Origin of the sequence: Agitococcus lubricus, from assembly GCF_003051055.1 — a bacterium.
Taxonomy (GTDB): domain Bacteria; phylum Pseudomonadota; class Gammaproteobacteria; order Pseudomonadales; family Moraxellaceae; genus Agitococcus; species Agitococcus lubricus.
Genome location: NZ_QAON01000002.1, coordinates 211,051 through 233,221 on the forward strand (window position 1 = coordinate 211,051; position 22,171 = coordinate 233,221).

A 22,171-nucleotide genomic window follows, 5' to 3' on the forward strand; every position below is an offset into this window, starting at 1 on the left:
GCTTGGTTTTCCAAGCCCTTTTTGTTTGCCCTCATTACATGGAGCTTAACATGAATATTTTGATTTTAGGTTCAGGCGGCCGTGAACACGCCTTAGCATGGAAATGCGCTCAAGACCCTCGAGTTAATACGGTATTTGTTGCCCCAGGTAATGCGGGGACTGCTCACGAAGAAAAATGCCAAAATGTGGCACTGGATATTTTAGATAATGCCGCTTTAGTCGCATTTGCCCAACAACAGGCCGTCGCCTTGACGATTGTTGGGCCAGAAGCCCCTTTAGTCAATGGTGTGGTGAATGCTTTTAGAGCAGCAGGCCAACAAATTTGGGGGCCAACCCAACACGCGGCACAATTAGAAGGTTCAAAAGCCTTTGCCAAAGATTTTTTGGCTCGCCACCATATTCCAACCGCTTTTTATGCCGTCTTTACCGATGTTGACGAAGCCCTAGCGTATGTACGCAGCAAAGGCGCGCCCATTGTCATTAAAGCCGACGGTTTAGCGGCAGGCAAAGGTGTAATTGTTGCCATGAGTCAAGCCGAGGCCGAAGCCGCAGTCATGGACATGTTGGCTGATAATAAATTTGGTAGCGCGGGCGCCCGTGTTGTCATAGAAGAATTCTTGGCAGGCGAAGAAGCCAGCTTTATTTGTATGGTTGATGGGGTTAATGCCTTAGCCATGGCGACTAGCCAAGACCATAAACGCATTGGTGATGGCGATACAGGGCCTAATACGGGTGGCATGGGCGCGTATTCACCTGCACCCGTGGTTACACCTGAAGTGCATGCCCGTGTCATGCGTGAAGTGATTATGCCTACCGTACAAGGGATGGCGGCTGAAGGTCATCCTTATACTGGTTTTTTGTATGCAGGTCTAATGATTGACGCCACAGGCGCACCCAAAGTCATTGAGTTTAATTGCCGTTTTGGTGACCCTGAAACTCAACCCATCATGATGCGTTTGCAGTCTTCGTTAGTTGCCTTAGTAGAAGCAGGTCTAGCACAACAACTACCTCAAGATGCGCAATGGGACCCGCGTCCTGCGGTGGGTGTGGTCATGGCTGCGGGTGGCTATCCTAATGAAGTACGCAAAGGCGATATGATTCAGGGTTTAGAGACCTTAGTCGCTAATAGCAAAGTCTTTCATGCGGGGACAAGCCTCAATGCAGAAGGTCACACCATCACGCAGGGCGGACGGGTATTATGTGTGACAGCGATAGGTCAGACGGTCAGCGAGGCACAAGCACGCGCTTATACCCATTTAAGACATATTCACTGGCAAGATGCATATCATCGTACGGATATTGGCTACCGTGCGATTGCCCGCGAACAACAAGCACAGCAACAGCAACAGCAACAGCAACAGCAACAGTGAGACTAACACATACCTTACATTATATGTCATACTTTATGTTGCCTCTTCTAAGCTAAAGAGGCATCACAGTGATGGTAAAATGGAGTCATAATGAAAAAGTTAGTTTTAGGGATGTTAGTATCCTTATTAGCCACGCCTGTTTTTGCGGAGTCTCAGGGTTCTATAGACTTAGTCTTGGGCAAGTCCACTCATGAAGCTGACTACGATAGTATGCAATTTCTTTCCGAAAGCGATACTGCAATAACCATTCGTGGCAGCTATGCAATCACCCCTTATATTGGTGTTGAACTCGGGTATAGCGACCACGGCGAAGTAGATACCAGCTATGTTGATGGATTTGGGGATTTTATTACCGATAAATTCAGTGTAACGTCATTAAACTTAGGTCTTAAAGGCACTATTCCACTTGATGACAAATTCAGTTTGAATGCGCGTTTAGGCATGAGTGACTGGAGTATGGATATCGAAGAAAAAGACAGCTCCTTTCCAGGTATCACTTTCCAGTATGAAGAAGACGGTACAGATATGTATTACGGAATTGGGCTTCAATTCCAAGCAACACCACAACTACGTATCGGTGTAGAATATACCAAAACTTCATTAGAGCCTTCTGATAGTGATGTGAACTATGACATCACACACTCTGCGCTGAGCTTAGGCTATACTTTCTAACAGCGCTTAAAACGGGTTTAGAGAGGAAAAACCCTCTCTAAACTCTGCTATCAATTCTTAAACGGATTAAAGGTCTTTCCCAAAAAGTAACGTGCTGACTCAGGAATGGGACGCATACTACTGGCAATCACTTTATTGACGATACCTGGTACACACACAGGTTTACCCTTCATCACTGCCTCATAACCTTCTTTCACTACCGCTTCTGGTTGCTGCCACAAAATCGCAGGCAAATGGTTCGCTGCATCTCGTGTTCCCATCACGTCATGAAATTCGCTATGGGTAAAACCTGGACATAAGGCCGTGACATGAATACCATGCGGTTTTAACTCCATATCTAAAGATTCAGAAATATTTAACACATAACTTTTAATACCTGTGTATAACAAACTGGCACCCGGTGGAGAAAAGGCCGCTAATGACGATAAATTAATAATTCTGCCCCAGCCTTGTTGTTTCATATCAGGAATCACCCGATGCGCCAATTCAGTCACCGCCGTAATCATCAATTGAATTTCGTTGGCTAATTCTTGCCATGGGGTATCGGCAAATGCGGTTTTACCTGATAAACCTGCATTGTTAATTAACATATCAATCACAACGCCCCGCTCTTTGGCAAAGGCCATAATGGCTGAAGGGGCTTGTTTATCGGTTAAATCGGCAGCAAATACATAAGTTTGAATCCCATATTGCTGCTTAAGCTCTGTAGCCAAGTCATTTAAGCGCTCTACACGACGAGCCACTAATAATAAATCATAACCTTGTGCCGCTAAAAAGCGCGCAAAAGTTGCACCTATGCCTGCCGATGCGCCTGTAATTAATGCGGTACGCTGCTGAATACTCATTTAATTTACTCCACTGATGTTTACCAATTAAAATTTGCGCGTTCTTGGCCAATATCACCACGATAATTCGCTATTGCCCCTTCTAATACAAAAGGCAACGGAATTTGCTGCTGTTTTTTAGTCAATCCCCATGTGCCAATACCCAAATACAAGGTATCAGATAACTGGCGTAGTTCATCAACCATATACATATCACCGCATAAAGAATGATAAGCACGATACACTAACTGATAAACGGGCTGATTGTCATAACGTGATAAAGCGATGCGTGTTTTCATCGGATAACGCTGAATGATGTGATTTCGCCATAAGAACGTATTGTAACCACGTCCCTCGAACGCAGTGACAGGTCTAAATGCCTTACATAACCAAGGTATAAATGGGTTTGCAACCGCTAACTGTCCTCCTAATTTGGCCAAGAGAGAGGGTTGCGCCAATAGTTTGGCTCGATACTCACCGTGCATTTGTGCAATACTCGGTGCACTTAACGTACGAAATATGCTAAGAAGCTCTATTGTAGAAAACGCTTGTAACTCTGTGATGGCTGATACGGCTTCAACGGCCATGTTTACCTCGTTATCATCGAATGATATGTACAATCTTGAATGCCATTCAATATAATTCAATCTTGAATAACATTCAAGAAAATTCAACTAGGATTACTGGCTTTATTTTCTTACACTCCATGCATAACCCTATGTGAGACAGATGACTGATGAATAGCAAACCTTCTTCTGCGTCCAAAATTGACAATCATGTCTATAAAATTTTTTTGAATGACCTCAATGCCAAACGTACGGTCTTTGGCGGCTTAATTATGAGTATGGCCGACCGTTTAGCGGTTGTGGTTGCTGAACGCCATAGCGGTCATACCTGCGTCACCGCCTCTGTCGACTCTTGGCATTTTGTTGCCCCTGCTCAAGAAAATGACACCCTATTATTTAGCGCGGCCATCAACAAAGCATGGACATCTTCGATGGAGATTGGTGTACGTGTTGAAGCAGAAAATAGTTATTTAGGCACTAAACGGCATATTGTTTCTGCCTATTTTACCTTTGTCGCCTTGGGTGAAGATGGAAAACCCGCACCCGTTCCCACGCTGACGCCCGAAAACGATAAAGAGCAGCAGCGTTTTGAAGCCGCTGAGATACGTCGTCAAGCGCGTTTGTCTGTACGTGAGCAGTTAAAGGCTTATAAATAAAAAACCGATGCCAACACTAGAGTCTGCATCGGTTTTGGGGATTGGTATCTGCTTATTTAATGTCAGGTCGAAATAGACAATTTTTATCAACAACGCGGCTCACACGCAAAATATCAACGGCCCCTATTGATTACTGCTGATATATACGCTGAAACATAGGGACTAATAAACGATTACCTTTTTCACTCAAATGATTATCATCATAATAGAGTGGGTAGTTATTTTGTGCTACAGCACATATATTATTCTCACATAAAAAATCACTTGGATTTATCAATGTCACACCACATATACTCTGAGCTTGAGTCATGACATCTAATATAAATCTATTTTCTTGTCTATTTTGTATAAGCGAAATAGAATAATCTGGTGATTTTCCATATAAATTAAAGTTTCGCGCCATTATTTTAGGCACATCTATCGATGGCTCAGGCACAGGCATAATCACATATACTTTATGGTATTTTGTGAGCGCACACATTGTTTCTATATATTGCTGAGTATACACACGCTTCAGCTCAGCTTTATCGGTTATATTTTTTCCAGCAAAACTAATTTTAAGTGTATCTGAGCGCTTCGTAGAGCTACTGAGATACTCTGCTAACGGCGCACGATTACTAATAATGACAGGAACATTGATATATTTAGTATTCAACTCATCTATGGTTAAACGAACAAACTTTCCGCATTCAGGTCGACTTCTCGGGTTAACACCTAATACCGTGGGGCAGCCCGAATACCCCTTAAATAATAGGTTTTGTTGCGGGCCTAATGCCTCGATTGCACCGCCTAATAATGCTAAAGCATGACTATCGCCTAAAAATATGAATTTATTTTCTGCCTGTTTATTACCAAATATACAGTTTGGACTTTGTGTGCCGCTCTGCAAGAAACAAGTATCTCTAAATGGGCTATTGTCATTATGTGCAGCATCCATCATTCTGACTTGTTCACTGACTCTATTGGGAATACCTTTATATATTAATACTGAGGTACTAGCACTAAAACTTAAGCCCACTAACGAAATCAATACTAACATTTGACGGTTCTGCCAACTTTTACCTAATACAGAACCTTTACCAATATTCTTTGTTTTTTCTTCAACCAACTTATAAGACAAATAACCTAATACGATTGATAAACCAATCCCAACCACTTTCATGGAAATAGAGCTAATTGATAAGTAATTTAGTAATACGACTATGGGCCAATGCCATAAATAAATTGAGTATGACGTAGTACCTAAAAACTGCGCTATAGGATTTGAAGTAAGCCAAGAGCTGGAACGATTAGCCACAATAATCATCATGGTGGCAACAACAGGTAACAATGCAAGATGACCAGGCCAAGGTTGACCTTCGGATAAAAAGGCTATCGATATCACAATCAATATGATACCTAGCATCTCAAGTACACGTGAATAACGCTCGCGAAGATTTAATGGATATAAAACTATCAATCCCCCTGCGAACATCTCCCATGCTCTTGTTGGCAACAGGAAAAACGCATGTGTTGGATATTTAGCCGAAAGGAATATTGACAATAATAATGAAAATAATGCTGATGCCAATATGACTAACTTAACCCATTTAAGGTCTTTTATTATTTTCTTTAGAAGCAGAATAAATAGTGGATAGATAATATAAAACTGCCATTCTACAGACAGTGACCATGTATGTAACAACCATTTTTCATGCGACGCGACATCAAAATAACTGGTTTCTAGAGAGTAAGAAATATTCGATAGAAAAAGCAGACTAGATGAAATATGCTTAGATAATAATTGGTATTCTGTTGGTAAAAGCAATAACCAACCAAACCCCAACAGTGCTATACATAAGAATAATAAAGCAGGAATGATTCTTCTTGCTCTATCCACATAAAAATCTAGAACAGAAAATTTATTTTTATCTAATTTGTTAAATATAATACTTGTCATCAAAAAGCCAGAAATGACAAAGAATATATCAACACCAACAAACCCTCCCTCCATGTAAGGTACACCAAAGTGAAAGAGTACAACGGACATTACAGCTAATGCCCTTAGACCATTTATATCATTCCGAAAGTTCATTTATTAAATCCATCTCAAAACTTCACTCTCAGTATTTTTTATCATTAAAATTACTGAGGGTATAGTCTCGAATCAAATAAGAATCAATATAGCAATAATCAGTATCGTCCAATTAACTAATTATTTTGATATAAAATAAGCACTAAAGATAAAAAAATTGGCTTTAGTGCTTACTTTCACAAGGCTTGCTCTTTCACTAACATTAAGTAAAAGAGCATGCTGGTTATTTACTATAACGACTGACCATTTTCTCTAACGAGATAGGGTGAATTTTGCTGGCATTGCCTGCGGTACCAAAGGCTTCATAACGCGCAATACAAATATCACGCATCGCAGTAACGGTTTTAGCTAAATATTTACGCGGGTCAAATTCGGCTGGATTTTTTGCCATGAATTGACGAATTGCGCCTGTAGAAGCTAAACGTAAATCGGTGTCAATATTCACTTTACGGACACCGTGTTTAATTGCCTCCACGATTTGCTCAACAGGCACACCATACGTTTCTTTAATATCGCCACCAAATTCATTAATAATCGCTAACCAATCTTGTGGTACAGAACTAGAACCATGCATGACTAAATGTGTATTGGGAATACGCGCATGAATCTCTTTGATACGGTCAATCGCCAAAATATCGCCTGTCGGTGGACGGGTAAATTTGTAAGCACCGTGTGATGTACCAATCGCAATGGCTAACGCATCAACCCCTGTATCCGCCACAAAACGTGCAGCTTCTTCGGGGTCGGTTAACAATTGAGAGTGGTCAAGTATGCCTTCGGCACCGACCCCATCTTCTTCGCCTGCTTGACCGGTTTCCAAAGACCCTAAACAGCCAATTTCACCTTCAACGGATACACCACAGGCATGCGCCATCTCAACGACTGTTTTTGTCACACGGACGTTATAGTCGTAGTCAGTGGGTGTTTTACCATCTTCAGCCAAAGAGCCGTCCATCATCACCGAGCTAAAACCGAGCTGAATCGAACGCTGACAAATCGCTGGGCTAGTACCGTGGTCTTGGTGCATCACCACAGGAATGTGTGGAAATTCTTCAACCGCCGCCAAAATTAGATGACGCAAAAACGGTGCGCCTGCATATTTACGCGCGCCTGCAGAAGCCTGCACAATAACAGGCGAATTGGTTTTATCTGCTGCTTCCATAATGGCGCGCATTTGTTCTAAATTATTGACGTTAAATGCAGGAATACCATAACCATACTCAGCCGCATGGTCTAACATTTGACGCATGGATACTAAAGCCATGAGTGCGTTCTCCTTTAAAAATATCTTGTAGAGTGTTCCGCCGAACCATTCTGAAATAACCCTTTGACTTCGCTCAGAGCGCATGTTTACGCTAGCTGAGCGGAGTCAAAGCCAATCCAAAAGGCTTCCTTCCGTATTCAATTAAGCGCGTTTTGCGGCTTCTTCTAAGGCTTCCACCGCAGGTAATTTTTTGCCTTCGACAAACTCTAAGAAAGCACCGCCACCTGTAGAAATATATGAAATCTGCTGAGCAACGCCATACTTATCAATGGCTGCTAAGGTATCACCCCCACCCGCAATCGAGAAAGCGCTGCTATTGGCAATCGCTTGCGCTAAGGTTTTTGTGCCTTCACCAAATTGGTCAAACTCAAACACCCCTACAGGGCCGTTCCACAAGACGGTTTTTGACGATTTAATCAGGTTTGCAAATTTAGCCGCTGTTAATGGGCCAATGTCCAAAATCATGTCATCCGATTCAACTTCTTTAATCGATTTGACGGTGGCTTTGGCACTTTCAGCAAACTCTTTGGCTACAACCACATCTTCTGGCAAAGGTACACTGACACTACGCGCAATTTCTTTAGCGGTGTCTACCATATCGGCTTCATATAAGGACTTACCGACATTGTAACCTGCGGCCGCCAAGAAGGTATTAGCAATCCCACCGCCGACAATCAATTGGTCGCATACATCTGCCAAAGATTTCAATACGTCCAGTTTGGTCGAGACCTTAGAGCCTGCAACAACAGCCACCATCGGCGCGGCAGGGTTATCTAAGGCTTTGGCTAAAGCCTCTAATTCTGCGGCTAATAACGGCCCCGCACAGGCAACAGCTGCAAACTTGGCTACGCCATGCGTAGAGGCTTCGGCACGATGGGCAGTACCAAACGCATCCATCACAAATACATCACATAAGGCAGCGTATTTTTGTGCTAACTCATCACTGTTTTTCTTTTCGCCTTTGTTAAAACGTACATTCTCAAACAGCACAACATCGCCTGCTTTAATATCAAAACCATCCACGTAGTTTTCAATAAGCGGGACGGGATGATTTAAGGCCTTTTTCAAATAAGTAGCGACGGGTAATAAGGAATTTTCGATAGAAGCCTCACCTTCGGTAGGACGGCCTAAATGCGAACAAATCATCACCGCAGCCCCCTTCTCCATCGCCAATTTGATGGTGGGTAAAGCAGCGACAATACGCGCATCACTGGTGATTTTGCCATCTTTAATCGGCACATTTAAGTCTTCACGAATCAATACACGTTTACCCGCCAAATCTAAGTCGGCCATTTTTAAGACGGACATAATTACTCCTCAATCTTCGTCAACGTCGGTCTTGAGCGCATCACGGTTTTGTTGTCGATACGCATCAGTCCAGAATCGAAAAAACTAGTGCATACGCGCTAGCATCAAACACAAATCCAATAAACGATTGGCATAACCCCATTCGTTATCATACCACGCTAAAACTTTTGCCTGCTGCCCAACCACTCGCGTTTCAGTGGCATCAAAAATCAATGAATAGGGGGAGTGATTAAAATCACTAGATACTAACCATTCGTCGCAATATGCCAAAATTTGGGCATATTCGTGGGCAGCCTTTTGACTAAACAATTGATTAATAGCCGCTTTGCTGATGGGGCGTTGCGCCACAAAACTTAAATCGACCGCCGCCACGTTCAAGGTCGGTACGCGTATCGAATAACCATCAATTTTATCAGCCAAATGGGGTAATACCCGTTTTACCGCCCCAATACTACTCGACGTCGTTGGGATAATATTGTGCGCAGCCGCACGACCTCGACGTAAATCACGATGCGTATGGTCAAGTAACACTTGGTCGGACGTCACGGCATGAATTTCGGTCATCAATGCGGAGTCAATACCAAAAGCCTCATCCAAGATGTTCATCATTGGCACCAGTGCATGCGTTGTACACGAGACACTGGAGATAATTTTTTGCTCATTGGTTAATTGTTGGTGATTAACACCATACACAATCGTTGCATCGACTTCATCAAAAGGGGCTGCGCCAATAATCACTTTTTTAGCCCCTGCCTGCACATGCCGAGCCGCTTCTGCTTTTGCTCTAAACTGCCCCGTACACTCTAACACCACATCTACTGCCAGCGCTTGCCAAGGCAGGTTTTCAGGCAATGCTTGATTGTAAAGCGGTATCATACAGACTTGTTGACCATCTGCTGAACGCATGGCCAAATGCCCATCAATTAGATTTGCCTCGCCGTAAAAACGGCCATGTGTGCTGTCATAACGCGTTAAATGCACTAAGGTCTCTGCTGCACCTAAATCATTAATGGCAACAAATCCTAACGCTGCAGGACAGCCGCGCTCAAACCAAGCGCGGAGTACATGACGCCCAATCCGACCATAACCGTTGATGGCAAGTCTTAACATAATTAACTCAGGCTATTCACCGCGTCTACAACGGCCTCTACGGTAATGCCAAAATGCTGATATAAAGCTTTAATGGGCGCAGATTCGCCAAAACTGGTCATGCCAATCACTTTGCCATCTAGCCCCACAAACTTATACCAATAATCGGCATGCGATGCCTCTACGGCAACACGTGCACGAACCGCAGGCGGTAAGACTTTGTCACGATAGCTCACGTCTTGTGCCATAAACGCATCAACAGACGGCATGGACACCACACGTACGCCTTTGCCCTGTGCGGTGAGTTGTTGTTGCGCCTTCACAGCCAATTCTACTTCTGAACCTGTCGCGATGATAATAGCTTCTAGTACACCTTTTTCTTCGGCCAAAATATAAGCACCTTTACTGATATTATCCAGTTGTAGCGCATCTCGCTCCATGTGTGGCAAATTTTGACGCGAAAACACCAACGAAGTCGGCCCCTCTGTTTTTTGCAAGGCAGATAACCACGCCACTGCCGATTCAACTGCATCGGCTGGTCGCCATACCGACATATTGGGCGTGCCGCGTAAACTGGCTAATTGCTCAATCGGTTGATGGGTTGGTCCATCTTCACCCAAACCAATAGAGTCATGGGTAAAGACATAAATGACGCGTTGCTTCATTAACGCACTCATGCGTACCGCATTACGTGCATACTCCATGAAAATTAAGAAGGTCGCACCGTAGGGGATAAAACCACCATGCAGTGCAATACCGTTCATAATGGCGCTCATGCCAAATTCACGCACACCATAAAACACATAGTTACCTGCGGTATTCTCTTGAATACCATGACAACCTTTCCACAGCGTTAAGTTAGAGCCTGCCAAGTCAGCAGAACCACCTAATAACTCAGGTAATAGTGGGCCAAAGGCATTTAAGGCATTTTGGGAGGCTTTACGGGAAGCAATCGTTTCACCTTTTAAGGCGACCTCCTCAATGTAGGCTTTCGCTTGCAGCGCAAAGGCGGCAGGCAATTCGCCTTTGAGACGACGTAATAACTCCGAGGCTAAATCAGGATGCGCTTTTTGGTAAGCATCAAACTGACCTTGCCAATTTTTCTCTAACACGTCACCTTTAACACGGCAGTCCCATGCTTCATAAATATCCGCAGGAATCTCAAAAGGGGCATAATCCCAGCCTAACGCTGCACGCGTAGCCGCAATTTCGCTGGCGCCCAACGGAGCACCATGACACTCTTCTTTCCCTTGTTTATTGGGTGAGCCACAGCCAATCACGGTTTTACAAATAATAAGGGTGGGGCGTGTACTGTCGCTGTGTGCGTCCATAATAGCCACACGTACCGCGTCGGCATCGTGGCCATCAATTGGGCCAATCACTTGCCAACCATAAGCGGCAAATCGCTGTGCTGTGTTATCGGTAAACCAACCTTCGACTTCGCCGTCAATGGAAATACCATTGTCATCATAAAAAGCGACTAATTTTCCTAACTTTAAAGTACCTGCTAAAGAACATACTTCGTGGGAAATACCTTCCATTAAGCAACCATCACCTAAAAAACAATAGGTATGGTGGTCAATGACATTAAAGCCATCACGGTTAAATTGCGCGGCCAAGGTTTTTTCGGCAATCGCAAAGCCGACGGCATTAGCAATCCCCTGACCTAAAGGCCCCGTTGTGGTTTCTACCCCTGCGGTATAACCATACTCAGGATGACCCGGTGTACGACTATGTAATTGACGAAATTGCTTTAAGTCGTCAATAGTTAAGTCATACCCTGTTAAATGCAATAAAGCATACTGCAACATCGAGCCATGTCCATTAGACAAGACAAAGCGGTCACGATTAATCCAGTTTGGATTGCTAGGGTTATGCTTAAAAATACCACGCCAGAGAACTTCGGCTATATCGGCCATGCCCATTGGGGCACCAGGATGACCAGAATTGGCTTGTTGTACTGCATCCATCGCAAGGGCACGAATGGCATTGGCAAGACGACGTTCAGGTAAAGCGACGGCGGGCATATAAGACTCCAAAGGCGGGCAGTCAGAAAGGCTGGCTATAAATAGCCGTTAATAAAAGCGCATAATTGTCGCTTAATTGTGGTTGCGGGGCAAATGCTATTGTCATTTTTCTTGTCGTTTAGGACAGAATCCTCATACAAAGGCACGGGATTGGCCGCAATTTTATGCAAGTTGCGTATCTTTAACGAGAGACATGAAGATTGTTCCCTTGCCCTTATCAGTTAAACACTTTATCTTTAGCCGTTTATTTTATTTGTCCTGTCGGGTCTGTTGATGACTGCTGCTAAGTAGGCAACACCCCCTCTCCTTTGCACTATTTTTAAGAAAAGGTTTGACCATGAGCGACTACAGTGTCTTTACCAGTGAATCCGTGTCCGAAGGACATCCTGACAAAATCGCGGATCAAATTTCAGATGCCGTGTTAGATGCCATTATTGCCCAAGATAAATATGCACGCGTCGCGTGTGAAACGATGGTGAAAACAGGGGTTGCGATTGTATCTGGTGAAATCACCACCAGTGCGTGGGTCGATTTGGAAGACCTCGTGCGTCAAGTGATTAATGATATTGGTTATAATTCATCGACGGTAGGTTATGATGGCTCGACTTGCGGTATTATCAACATCATCGGTAAACAGTCGGTTGATATTGCACAAGGCGTTGACCGCGCACGTTCTGAAGACCAAGGCGCAGGCGACCAAGGCTTAATGTTTGGTTATGCCAGCAATGAAACCGATGTTTTAATGCCTGCCCCCATTTGTTACGCCCACCGCTTAGTAGAACGTCAAGCTGAAGTGCGTAAAACGGGGTTATTACCGTGGTTACGCCCAGATGCTAAATCACAAGTGACTTTTCGTTATGAAAATGGCAAACCCGTTGCCATTGATGCCGTCGTGTTATCCACACAACATAACCCAGACATTGCTTATGCCGACCTTCAAGAGGCCGTCATGGAGTTAATCATCAAGCAAGTGTTACCTGCTGAATGGTTACATAAAGGGACTAAGTTCCACATTAATCCCACAGGCCAATTTATTATTGGCGGTCCCGTTGGTGACTGCGGTTTAACAGGTCGTAAGATTATTGTTGACTCTTATGGTGGTATGGCGCGTCATGGTGGGGGCGCCTTCTCGGGTAAAGACCCGTCTAAAGTTGACCGCTCCGCTGCTTATGCTGGCCGCTATGTGGCTAAAAATATCGTGGCCGCAGGCTTAGCTGACCGTTGCGAAATTCAAGTATCGTATGCTATTGGGGTTGCTGAACCCACCTCTATTTCCTTAAACACCTTTGGTACAGGCAAAATCAGTGATGACAAAATTATTGACTTAGTGCGTCGTCATTTTGATTTACGCCCTTATGCGATTACTAAAATGTTGGATTTATTACACCCCATGTATAAGCCAACCGCCGCTTATGGTCATTTTGGTCGCACCCCACAAACGATGACCGTAGGTGACGATACATTTACCACATTTACATGGGAAAAAACCGATAGAGCTGCCGCATTAAAAGCCGATGCAGGCTTATAAGCCGCTCGTGCGTCCATTTCAGTTGTGCTCAACAGCCGACTGAAATGGACTCAACAGACAAACACTACCACTGCCAATCTAAGCCAATACGCCATACACGCCCTTCTTCTGGAATACCATTTTCGGCATTATATAAAGACGGCACAGTCAAACCTTGATGCCACAGATTACGCACATCTAAAAAATACCGTTGCTTATCGCGTTGATACTGTATCGTCAAATCCGTCCGATAGTAGTCATCTGCCTCTTTCAAGGTTTGGGTAGCCAATACGTCTGTTGTTGTTTGATGCAAAAGTATGCGTTGATGTAGCCATGTTGACCAATATTGTGGCCATTGATAACCCACAGCAAGACTCGCACTGTAGCGTGGAAAGGTGGTATAGCGTTGGCCTGTCGTATCGTTTTTACTCATTACATAAGCAGCACTACTCTGTATTTGCCAAGGCCGTGCGTCCCACTTGTGTACTAACTCTAAACCATAGGCTTTATTTTCGCCTGTATTGATGTACTGATTTAATACCTGCGTAATGGGTGTCAAAACAATACTGTCTTGCCAATGATTATAAAATGCCGTTAGCTCGAGTTGCTGTTGCTCAGCCTGATACTGGCTAATCCACTCAAAGGTATCTATGGTTTCTGGTTTAATATTGGGATTCGGAAATTGTTGCGACCCTGCCCCTGAGCCAAACCGTTCTGCTGCACTTGGTGCTCTAAACGCATGGCTATACAATAATTTATGTGTCCATGCGTCACTAAATTGCCACACAAAGCCTAAACGTGGTGATGTGGCACTGCCAATATCACTGTAATCATCCCAACGGAGACCATAAATCATTTGTAAGTCATCACGCCATAAAGGATGTCGTACGTGGAAAAAAAGATGGTCGATAGTACGACCTTTGCCCTCAAAGGGCGCATGTGCATCTACATATAGCTGTTGATTCACGCCAATACGTCGCACCGTCGCTTTTTCTACTTGCTCATCATCCCGTCCTAAACCAATCGCCCATTGGCCGCTATACCCCTTATCTGATTTAATCAACAACTCGAGGCCTTGGCGGGTATCGGCTGTTCCTTGCTCTAAATAATGGGGACAAAACAAGGGCGATGCTCCTGCCATCGCTTGTTGGCGACAAGGCACCATTTGGCCATTTAATAAAGTCGATTCTTGTGGATATTGACTAAAGTCAAAAACCCATGTTTGTTGACTTTGCCATTCATAAGCCTTAAGGCTTAGCTCGATATCGGCAGTTAATAATCGCTCATGGGTGAGTTTCCACAATGAAAAACGTGATTCTTGGCTACTGACGTCTTCGCTACCTGCTAAATTTAAGTTTGTTAATTGTAAGATACGGGTAACAGGCGGATAGAACTGTGTACCTCCACCTGCAAAATCTTGCGCCTGATAATCGTTGCTATAAACACTCACGCCCCATGCGCCTAACTCCTCCGTTTTATCACCGAGTATAAGATGTAAATAGCCTGTTTTATCGGATAATATGTGTTGTCTTTCACTGGTTTTAACGTGTTGGCTATTGATATCTGTATATTGATAATCAACAGCATGGCCTTGCCAATCGGTGTATGCTGCTCCCATTTGCAAACTCAGACGCTCCGAAGCTAAACTATTTTTAGCACTGACGTTATAACGCTGATTTGAGCTAGCACTGATTTGTACACGTTGTTCGTCACTCAGGACGCCTTGTGTGGATAAAGACAATACACCGTGAAATGCATCACTGCCATATAAGGTACTCCCTGGCCCCCTAATCACTTCTACCCGTTGCAATAACTCTAAAGGCACATAAGGTAAATCATAGACACTGGCCGCATAACTAAAATTATTCAGAGGCACACCATCGAGTAAATTCGCAATCCCACGTACAGATAACTCGGTTGAATACCCACGAATAGCGGTCATATAGGCCGTACCTAAGGAGGGATACGACACCAAGGCGGGGACTTGCTCTAAAGCGTGCTCTAAACGATGGGTTGAGCGGCGTTGCCAATCATCTGGGGTCAATACATAGACCGATGCGGCGGTATTCGCTACTCGCTCTTGAAACGGGGAGGCGACGGATACTTTAAGCTGCAATAAGGACTCTAAAGGCATATCAAATAACGTGCCTTCTGTTTTGTCGACTGCGCTGGCGACTGAGGCGTACAGACAAAAGGTGAGTGCAAAGCCTATCTGCTTTGTTTGTTGACAACCAATCTGCATATACTCTTTATTATTATACGAAGCATTTATCATGCTAATTTACTTCTGTGCAGTTTGTGGTTTTAGCCAGCGCTCCAATATCATCGACAACTCTTTACGCTTAAAGGGCTTGGCCAAAATATCGTCCATGCCGCATGCCATACAGGCTGCTCGTTCGTCGCTTAAGACACTGGCTGTCACCGCGACAATCGGCGTTTTTTTAGCCCCCTGTGTCTGTTCATAGTCTCTAAATCGACGTGTTGCCTCAAAACCGTCCATTTCAGGCATTTGGCAATCCATTAACACTAAATCGTAATGCGAATTTTTAAGTACATCTAAGGCTTGTTGACCATTGACCACAATATCGACATCACAACCCAAGGCATGCAACATTGCTTTCATCACGTCTTGATTGGTCGGTGTATCTTCTGCTAACAAAATATGACAACCTTGCCACGAGCTACGGTTACTTTGCGTTGTATGTGGGTTGGTTGGCAACTGTGTTTCATCGTGTTGTGCAGGCGCTAAACTAATGGAAAATTCAAAACAACTGCCCTGCCCTAATTCGCTACGGACAAAAATACGTCCCCCCATGAGTTCGACTAATTGTTTGACAATCGCTAAGCCTAAACCTGTGCCACCAAAACGCCGCGCATGGGAACTATCGGCCTGAATAAACGGTTGAAATAAATGCGATTGCACTTCAGGATTGATGCCAATGCCTGTATCCGAGACCTTAAACTCTAAGGTAGTTTCTTTTAAGCGTGAGCGTTGTACATGAATACTGACCAAGCCTTGTTCAGTAAATTTGAGTGCGTTACCGACCAAGTTGAGTAAGATTTGACGTAAGCGATTTGCGTCGCCATTTAACAACGGGGGAATATCACTTTCAATCTGACAGGTTAATACTAAACCTTTACGGTGTGCCTGTTCTGACAGCAAGCTCACCACATCTTGCACAATGATTTTAGGACTAAAATCGACAGATTCTAACAATAAACGCCCCGCCTCAATTTTAGAAAAATCTAAAATATCGTTAATAATCAGCAGCAAAGCCTCACCAGAACCATGAACAGTTTCGACATAACGGCGTTGCCTAGAATCTAAAGATGTGCCTAGTAATAATTCAGACATCCCCAAAATACCGTTCATGGGGGTGCGAATTTCGTGACTCATGGTCGCCAAAAATTGTGATTTGGCACGATTGGCCGTTTCGGCGGTTTCTTTGGCAATATTTAATTCATAAGTCCGTTGTGTGACGAGTTGTTCTAAGCCTTCACGGTGTTCTTTTAATTCCACATCGCGCTGCTCTATTTGCGCCAGCATTTCGTTAAAACGGTCAACCAAATGACCTACTTCATCAGGCCCACTACCCATTGCCCGTAAGGCATAGTTTTTTTGTTGTGACACTTCTTCGGCCATAGAAGCCAAACTTAAAATGGGTTCAGTTAAATATTTACTTAAACGCAGGCCTAATAATGCTCCCACAAATAATGCCAAGATTAAAAAGGCGGCTAAGGCTAATAAATACATCACCAGCGTTAACCATAAAGGCATCATATTAAGGTCAATATGCAAGTGGCCTATCAGTTCATTTTCTAAAAAGATGGCCTCTTTAATATGCAGCGTTCGTATCAGCCAATCATCACGGTTATCGGGCTTATCTAAACAACGCTGTTGGTTTTTATGTGTGACTTTATGCCATTCGGCAAAGACCTGTCCTGATGCGCGAATCACACAGGCGTAGACAATATTCGGGTCACTACGCAAGGAGCTTAAGACATTGGTTGTTTCTTTGGGGTCATCAAAGGTTAATGCCGCTTGGCTATTAAATGACGTGACCTGAGCTAAGGTCGTCAACCGTTGATTGGTATCTTGGTGTAGCTTGACCATTGAGGTAACAGCGAAGGTTAGCCATGCAATAAATAAAGCGACCCCTGCACTGATGAGGAGAATACGGCGTAATTTTTGTTCTAAGGGTAAATGGGCTAAACTTTGCATTCTCAGCCACCTACCTTGGTACACGCGCAAGCTGAAGCATGCGCGCGCTCAGTTTGAGGCCATTATTATGTGTTGCACTTTGATTAATGGCAAACTGCACACGTTGCTCTTCTACATAAAGACTAATCATGCCACCTTGTTTAACAAAGTCTAAATTATCGGCTACTGTCAGTACAGGGGCATCTAAAAACTGCTCAAGAATTTCTTGCTGACGCGCGGCTTCACTACTCGCAATAAATAAAATATGACAACGGCTTCCTTTTAGGGTGTCTTTACTGGCTAATAAGGCCGTGACATGGAGTTGGCGACCTTGGGCTTCTCGCTGCTCTAATAATTGTAATGCAGCCCCGACTCTATCTTTACCGATAACACATAGATTAAGCGGCGTTTCTTTATTGTCAAACGCGTTATCTGGCCACTCGACAAACTTGGCAAAGTTATACACAAAGGCTGCCTTTACTTGGTCTTCACTTGGCTCACCACGCGCAAATAGGCTGAGGCTAAGCAAACTCAACATGCCTAGTAACAACAGACTTTTCACCGTCGAGAGACGATGCCCCATAACCTTCCCCTTTAGGAGCGCTAGAACAACAATAACTGACCCATCAGACCTTTTATTTAGCGACAAGTTATCTGTTTAATTGATTTATAGCCATTTTATATGCAGATTATCAGCAATGCTTGACCGTTTATACGCAGTCATATTCCGTCAGCAACCTAGCTGACCCGTCAATTTACTCATCATGCGTCATAGGCAGTCACATCACAAAAATACTTAGCACGATAACCCTGCCTATTATTCCTTATTATGGCCAGATAAACAGTGACTTTAATAGCGGGCACGCGATTTTTGCTGATTTTTTTATGAGTTATACTGATTTTTCTGACATTATTCAGTCAGTTTAGTCCATATTTTCTCGCCTTTGTGACAAAAATACGGTCAATCTACTGCCAACTGTCCACAGTTACGATATACTTTTTGCAATTGTAACAAAGTATTTACACAACTCATCTTTTCAAGCATACCCAGCACGTTATAAGGTTTTTACAACCTTAACGCACCTTCTTGGAGCAAACAATGAAATTATTATCTCACTCTTTCGCGATTGTGTTGGCTAGCTTGGCCTCTTATGCCACTGCCGATAACTTATCCTTAGACTTAAATGATGATGCTTTACGCATCAACTACCAACATAGTATAGATGCTAACTACCAAAGTGATTTTGCATGGACACATGTCAAAGACTTAGGCAATAGTTTTAGTGCGGGTTTAGGTTTGAATCAACAATTTAATAATGACTTATCGGGTGCTATTGGTGGCAAGGCCGTTTTTCAACAACATGACGACCTACCCGACGGCACAGCCATCGCCATTGGTGGCACACTGCGTGTCACCCCTGCTGCCGACAAAAAACTGGCAATCGCTGCCAGTTTGTATTTAGCACCTAACGTATTATCGTTTGGTGATATGGATAATTACCGTGAATTTGAATTGCGTGGCGAATATAAAGTCAGTGAGCAATTAACGGGCTATGTAGGTTATCGAAATAATCGTGCCGACTACGACCAAGCAAATGGCGTGAAATTATATGATGGCGCAATGATTGGCGCTCAGTTTCACTTCTAATTGCTTAGGGTGAGCGCTTGCTCGCCCTGCAAGCTGGTTAATTAGGACTGTTTTTTACGGCGATATTCAATAGGTGTTAAATTTGTCCAACGTTTGAAAGCGCGATAAAAGGTACTCGGTTCAGAAAATCCCGTCAAATACACAATCTGCTCGATACTTTCACTCGTTTGAGCCAGTAAGCGCTTAGCAAGCCGACAACGATAGTCTGCCAATACTTGATTAAAACTCGTCCCTGCCTCCGTTAATTGACTGCGTAAACGTCGTGGTGCGACACTTAAACGTTTGGCCACCGTTTCTAAACTGGTATTGCCACTCTCTAAAGATTCACCAATCGCTCGTCTCACCTCTGCCACCAAGTCAAAACGGGCTAACTCTTGTAATTTTTCATGTGCCAATTGCTCATGAAAACGCAACAACTCAGGCTCTGCTTGCCAAATACGCGTATTTAAAACCTCTGGCTTGAAGTACAAGCGAATTTCGTCCGCACCTAAAACCACAGGACAACCATAGACGCGTTCGTATTCTTCGGCATTTGCCCCCTCAATATGAGTAAAATAAACCATTAAGGGCTGAAACTGCCCCTCGGAGACAAAACGGAAGAAACGTAATACCGCCACCAAAATACATTCTGCCGTATGGCGAAAGGTGGCATCATTGAGCATATTGGCTAAGTAACACTCATCATCTTGAATAATCAATTGTGCTTGTAACATATCACTAATCAGACGCTGATACGCCAATACCCGTTTTAAGCCCTCACCAAAGGTTGAACTACTGAGAAACAAATACTCTAACACTTGACCTCTATACAAAGGCAAATGTTCACCTAAATGAAGGCCAATATGCGGGTCTTTGGAAACTTCTTCGGCAGAATGCCAAAACGCAACTTGTGCGGCAGATGGCGTACGTTGATTCATGTCTAAACGATTAAGCCCCACACCTGCCCCCATCAGTACTTTCTCCGCAGGCAGACCCGCATTACGCATCGCTTGATAAATAAAACGTAATAAAATGGCGGCATCAGTACGTTCAGACATTATGTTTCTCTTAAATCAAAACAAGGCAATGACATATTTCCCTATCGATATTGGTCACTTTTATAGGCGATATGCGACAGTAGCATAGGGGTGAATGACTAATAGTAAAGCACTATTTTTTATAAAATCAAGCAATTGCCTATATGGAATTGACTTTTTTGCTGTGTCACCAAGATAAAATTTAATGGGTCTCTTTGTGTAATATCAGACTTATAGATAGGGTCTAAGGACAGTGAAGTACGCGTTTCATCCTCGAAATCCACAGGGCTGTGTCGCTATTTCAAGTGCATTTATATGCCCTTGACTGATAGCGATACCACAGCCATTTATCTTAAAATGCTTCCATTTTTAAGACATCATAGGCAGGTGTTTGGTAAGGGTGCGTTTGTTTAAGTGCGTGTATTGCCGCCTCAATACACGCCGCCTCACAAACCATTTCGACCCGATATTCTGCAACTTGCTCAATCTGGTCTATTTGTCCTAAAAACGGTTGTGCATTGGCTAAAGGACGAAACTGCCCCACCCCTAGCACCTGCCACGCACACGAGTCATAATCCCCGATACGCCCTGCGCCTGCGGCAAATAAGGCATTTTTGACCTTCTCAACATGCGTCACAGGCACGTAAAACGTTATTTTATACATTCACTTTTTGCTCCATGGGGCTAGGCGAGCGGCCAACACAAAGTAGCCATGTCACCCCCACTATCGCGGCAACCAAAGAACTCAGCATAATGGCAATCTTAGCACTGATAATGAGCGCTGCCGAATCAAACGCTAAGACGGTAATAAACATCGACATCGTAAAGCCAATCCCTGCGAGTAAACCAACGCCCCAAACATGACGCCATGTCATTGCCGTTGGCAAACTTGACCAACCTAAACGAATGGCCAAATAACTAAATAAAAATATGCCGATGGGTTTACCCAAAATTAAGCCCAACATAATACCTAAGCTGTGTGTGGTCAATAATTGGTCTGCCCATGTGTTTGGAATAACAATCGCCGTATTGGCCAAGGCAAAGAGCGGTAAGATGATAAAAGCAACTACACCAGTTAATTTATGTTCCAAAATATACGATGGTGACTGCTCTCCTCCATCACGAAAGGGAATTAAGAAGGCCAAAATAACGCCTGTGATGGTGGCATGAATCCCTGAATGTAACATGCAGTACCATGCAACTGCGCCACCAAGTAAATAAGGACTTAAACGATTCACCTGTAGACGATTTAAGATGGCTAATCCTATAAAAATAGCCAGCGCAACGGATAAATACGCCCATGCAATGCCTTTACTATAAAAAATAGCAATGACGATAATCGCTCCCAAGTCATCAATAATGGCCAGCGCAACCAAGAAAATTTTTAGGGTAACAGGTACTTTATCACCCAATAACAATAACACGCCTAATGCAAACGCAATATCGGTGGCCATAGGAATACCAAAACCACTTTGATAGGGTGTACCCGCATTAAAACCGTAATGAATCAGTGCAGGCACACACATACCGCCAATCGCCGCAAAGATAGGTAATAACGCTGCTTTTAACTGGCGCAACTCCCCGACATAAATTTGTCGTTCGATTTCTAAACCAACCAATAAAAAGAAAATGGCCATGAGTGCATCATTAATAAAATGTTCCAGACTCATGCCTGCAATTTTTATATGCCAAAAATGCGTGTAACTCTCGCCAATTCCTGAATTAGCTAAGCTGAGTGACATCACTGTACACAGCATCAAGATAATACCCGCCTTACTTTCGCTGCGTAAAAAACGTTGTAGTAAGGTAGTTAATATCCAAAGTCCTGTGTTGCCTTGTGATGATTGCTGCATCAAAGTTTCTCCTTTTTTTACTGATTCGCTAGTGCCTGTTTTGTAAGCTGGTGGTTACAAAACTTACAAAAGCCAGTTGTTGCTCGGTATATCGTT

18 protein-coding genes are annotated in these 22,171 nt (G+C 43.6%); 5 read left to right on the top strand and 13 right to left on the bottom strand.

Translation table 11 applies throughout. The annotated features are described in order from the left end of the window. The first annotated feature begins 50 nt into the window (after positions 1-50). Together purD and C8N29_RS03405 are read left to right on the top strand one after the other, a co-directional pair. Positions 51-1,370: a phosphoribosylamine--glycine ligase gene (gene purD / locus C8N29_RS03400; protein ID WP_107864628.1), complete on the top strand. Its 1,320-nt coding sequence runs from the start codon at positions 51-53 to the stop codon at positions 1,368-1,370. 111 nt (positions 1,371-1,481) lie between these two features. Next, positions 1,482-2,042, top strand: coding sequence for a porin family protein (locus C8N29_RS03405; RefSeq protein WP_170106872.1), 561 nt, complete (start codon positions 1,482-1,484; stop codon positions 2,040-2,042). A 50-nt stretch (positions 2,043-2,092) separates the two neighbouring features. Here the strand turns inward: C8N29_RS03405 and C8N29_RS03410 are convergent, their stop codons facing one another. Both C8N29_RS03410 and C8N29_RS03415 read right to left on the bottom strand, forming a co-directional pair. Continuing rightward, positions 2,093-2,887, bottom strand: coding sequence for an SDR family NAD(P)-dependent oxidoreductase (locus tag C8N29_RS03410; protein ID WP_107864630.1), 795 nt, complete (start codon positions 2,885-2,887; stop codon positions 2,093-2,095). A 20-nt stretch (positions 2,888-2,907) separates the two neighbouring features. Continuing rightward, positions 2,908-3,453 carry a hypothetical protein gene (locus tag C8N29_RS03415; protein ID WP_107864631.1) on the bottom strand — a complete coding sequence of 182 codons (546 nt, stop codon included), beginning with the start codon at positions 3,451-3,453 and terminating at the stop codon, positions 2,908-2,910. Between the two features lie 149 nt (positions 3,454-3,602). Between C8N29_RS03415 and C8N29_RS03420 the strand changes: the two genes are divergently transcribed. After that, positions 3,603-4,088, top strand: coding sequence for an acyl-CoA thioesterase (locus tag C8N29_RS03420; RefSeq protein WP_107864632.1), 486 nt, complete (start codon positions 3,603-3,605; stop codon positions 4,086-4,088). Positions 4,089-4,218: 130 nt separating this feature from the next. Here C8N29_RS03420 and C8N29_RS03425 read toward each other — a convergent pair whose 3' ends face one another. The 5 genes from C8N29_RS03425 to tkt all read right to left on the bottom strand — a co-directional run bounded on the left by C8N29_RS03425 (position 4,219) and on the right by tkt (position 11,850). Next, a complete protein-coding gene (locus tag C8N29_RS03425) occupies positions 4,219-6,162 on the bottom strand; it encodes an acyltransferase family protein (protein ID WP_107864633.1) in 1,944 nt (647 codons plus the stop codon). Between the two features lie 223 nt (positions 6,163-6,385). After that, positions 6,386-7,426, bottom strand: a complete 1,041-nt coding sequence (fba, locus tag C8N29_RS03430) for a class II fructose-bisphosphate aldolase (protein ID WP_107864634.1) — start codon at positions 7,424-7,426, stop codon at positions 6,386-6,388. Positions 7,427-7,567: 141 nt separating this feature from the next. Further along, positions 7,568-8,734 (bottom strand): phosphoglycerate kinase, encoded by a 1,167-nt coding sequence (locus C8N29_RS03435; RefSeq protein ID WP_107864635.1) that lies wholly within the window; start codon positions 8,732-8,734, stop codon positions 7,568-7,570. 84 nt (positions 8,735-8,818) lie between these two features. Beyond that, the gene (locus C8N29_RS03440; protein ID WP_107864636.1) at positions 8,819-9,844 is read right to left on the bottom strand and encodes a type I glyceraldehyde-3-phosphate dehydrogenase; all 1,026 of its coding nucleotides are present in this window, start codon (positions 9,842-9,844) and stop codon (positions 8,819-8,821) included. 2 nt (positions 9,845-9,846) lie between these two features. Continuing rightward, the gene (tkt, locus tag C8N29_RS03445; RefSeq protein ID WP_107864637.1) at positions 9,847-11,850 is read right to left on the bottom strand and encodes a transketolase; all 2,004 of its coding nucleotides are present in this window, start codon (positions 11,848-11,850) and stop codon (positions 9,847-9,849) included. A gap of 337 nt (positions 11,851-12,187) precedes the next feature. Here tkt and metK point away from each other — a divergent pair, with 337 nt between their 5' ends. Then, entirely contained in the window at positions 12,188-13,378 is a 1,191-nt protein-coding gene (metK, locus tag C8N29_RS03450; RefSeq protein ID WP_107864638.1) for a methionine adenosyltransferase, read from the top strand. A gap of 64 nt (positions 13,379-13,442) precedes the next feature. Here the strand turns inward: metK and C8N29_RS03455 are convergent, their stop codons facing one another. Genes C8N29_RS03455 through C8N29_RS03465 form a run of 3 tightly spaced genes read right to left on the bottom strand, consistent with a single transcriptional unit; the run spans position 13,443 to position 18,141 of the window. Further along, the gene (locus C8N29_RS03455) at positions 13,443-15,632 is read right to left on the bottom strand and encodes a TonB-dependent receptor plug domain-containing protein (RefSeq protein WP_107864639.1); all 2,190 of its coding nucleotides are present in this window, start codon (positions 15,630-15,632) and stop codon (positions 13,443-13,445) included. 6 nt (positions 15,633-15,638) lie between these two features. Beyond that, positions 15,639-17,579: an ATP-binding protein gene (locus C8N29_RS03460; RefSeq protein WP_107864640.1), complete on the bottom strand. Its 1,941-nt coding sequence runs from the start codon at positions 17,577-17,579 to the stop codon at positions 15,639-15,641. 10 nt (positions 17,580-17,589) lie between these two features. Then, positions 17,590-18,141 carry a TOL_0243 family YfiR-like periplasmic protein gene (locus tag C8N29_RS03465; RefSeq protein WP_107864641.1) on the bottom strand — a complete coding sequence of 184 codons (552 nt, stop codon included), beginning with the start codon at positions 18,139-18,141 and terminating at the stop codon, positions 17,590-17,592. Between the two features lie 516 nt (positions 18,142-18,657). Between C8N29_RS03465 and C8N29_RS03470 the strand changes: the two genes are divergently transcribed. Beyond that, complete coding sequence (locus tag C8N29_RS03470; RefSeq protein WP_107864642.1) at positions 18,658-19,206, top strand: YfaZ family outer membrane protein; 549 nt, start codon at positions 18,658-18,660, stop codon at positions 19,204-19,206. Positions 19,207-19,247: 41 nt separating this feature from the next. Here C8N29_RS03470 and C8N29_RS03475 read toward each other — a convergent pair whose 3' ends face one another. The 3 genes from C8N29_RS03475 to nhaA all read right to left on the bottom strand — a co-directional run bounded on the left by C8N29_RS03475 (position 19,248) and on the right by nhaA (position 22,075). After that, a complete protein-coding gene (locus C8N29_RS03475; RefSeq protein WP_107864643.1) occupies positions 19,248-20,243 on the bottom strand; it encodes an AraC family transcriptional regulator in 996 nt (331 codons plus the stop codon). Between the two features lie 331 nt (positions 20,244-20,574). Next, positions 20,575-20,886 (bottom strand): YqfO family protein, encoded by a 312-nt coding sequence (locus tag C8N29_RS03480; protein ID WP_107864644.1) that lies wholly within the window; start codon positions 20,884-20,886, stop codon positions 20,575-20,577. Further along, positions 20,879-22,075, bottom strand: coding sequence for a Na+/H+ antiporter NhaA (gene nhaA, locus C8N29_RS03485; protein ID WP_107864645.1), 1,197 nt, complete (start codon positions 22,073-22,075; stop codon positions 20,879-20,881). Before nhaA ends, C8N29_RS03480 begins: the two co-directional genes overlap by 8 nt. Positions 22,076-22,171 lie beyond the last annotated feature (96 nt).

Bases quoted from the DNA above. Each gene is read 5' to 3' on its own strand.
- C8N29_RS03405 (WP_170106872.1), top strand. From the start codon at position 1,482: ATGTTAGTATCCTTATTAGCCACGCCTGTTTTTGCGGAGTCTCAGGGT.
- fba (WP_107864634.1), bottom strand. From the start codon at position 7,426: ATGGCTTTAGTATCCATGCGTCAAATGTTAGACCATGCGGCTGAGTAT.
- C8N29_RS03420 (WP_107864632.1), top strand. From the start codon at position 3,603: ATGAATAGCAAACCTTCTTCTGCGTCCAAAATTGACAATCATGTCTAT.
- nhaA (WP_107864645.1), bottom strand. From the start codon at position 22,075: ATGCAGCAATCATCACAAGGCAACACAGGACTTTGGATATTAACTACC.
- C8N29_RS03440 (WP_107864636.1), bottom strand. From the start codon at position 9,844: ATGTTAAGACTTGCCATCAACGGTTATGGTCGGATTGGGCGTCATGTA.
- C8N29_RS03425 (WP_107864633.1), bottom strand. From the start codon at position 6,162: ATGAACTTTCGGAATGATATAAATGGTCTAAGGGCATTAGCTGTAATG.
- purD (WP_107864628.1), top strand. From the start codon at position 51: ATGAATATTTTGATTTTAGGTTCAGGCGGCCGTGAACACGCCTTAGCA.
- C8N29_RS03415 (WP_107864631.1), bottom strand. From the start codon at position 3,453: ATGGCCGTTGAAGCCGTATCAGCCATCACAGAGTTACAAGCGTTTTCT.
- C8N29_RS03465 (WP_107864641.1), bottom strand. From the start codon at position 18,141: ATGGGGCATCGTCTCTCGACGGTGAAAAGTCTGTTGTTACTAGGCATG.
- C8N29_RS03460 (WP_107864640.1), bottom strand. From the start codon at position 17,579: ATGCAAAGTTTAGCCCATTTACCCTTAGAACAAAAATTACGCCGTATT.
- C8N29_RS03480 (WP_107864644.1), bottom strand. From the start codon at position 20,886: ATGTATAAAATAACGTTTTACGTGCCTGTGACGCATGTTGAGAAGGTC.
- C8N29_RS03410 (WP_107864630.1), bottom strand. From the start codon at position 2,887: ATGAGTATTCAGCAGCGTACCGCATTAATTACAGGCGCATCGGCAGGC.
- metK (WP_107864638.1), top strand. From the start codon at position 12,188: ATGAGCGACTACAGTGTCTTTACCAGTGAATCCGTGTCCGAAGGACAT.
- C8N29_RS03475 (WP_107864643.1), bottom strand. From the start codon at position 20,243: ATGTCTGAACGTACTGATGCCGCCATTTTATTACGTTTTATTTATCAA.
- C8N29_RS03470 (WP_107864642.1), top strand. From the start codon at position 18,658: ATGAAATTATTATCTCACTCTTTCGCGATTGTGTTGGCTAGCTTGGCC.
- tkt (WP_107864637.1), bottom strand. From the start codon at position 11,850: ATGCCCGCCGTCGCTTTACCTGAACGTCGTCTTGCCAATGCCATTCGT.
- C8N29_RS03455 (WP_107864639.1), bottom strand. From the start codon at position 15,632: ATGATAAATGCTTCGTATAATAATAAAGAGTATATGCAGATTGGTTGT.
- C8N29_RS03435 (WP_107864635.1), bottom strand. From the start codon at position 8,734: ATGTCCGTCTTAAAAATGGCCGACTTAGATTTGGCGGGTAAACGTGTA.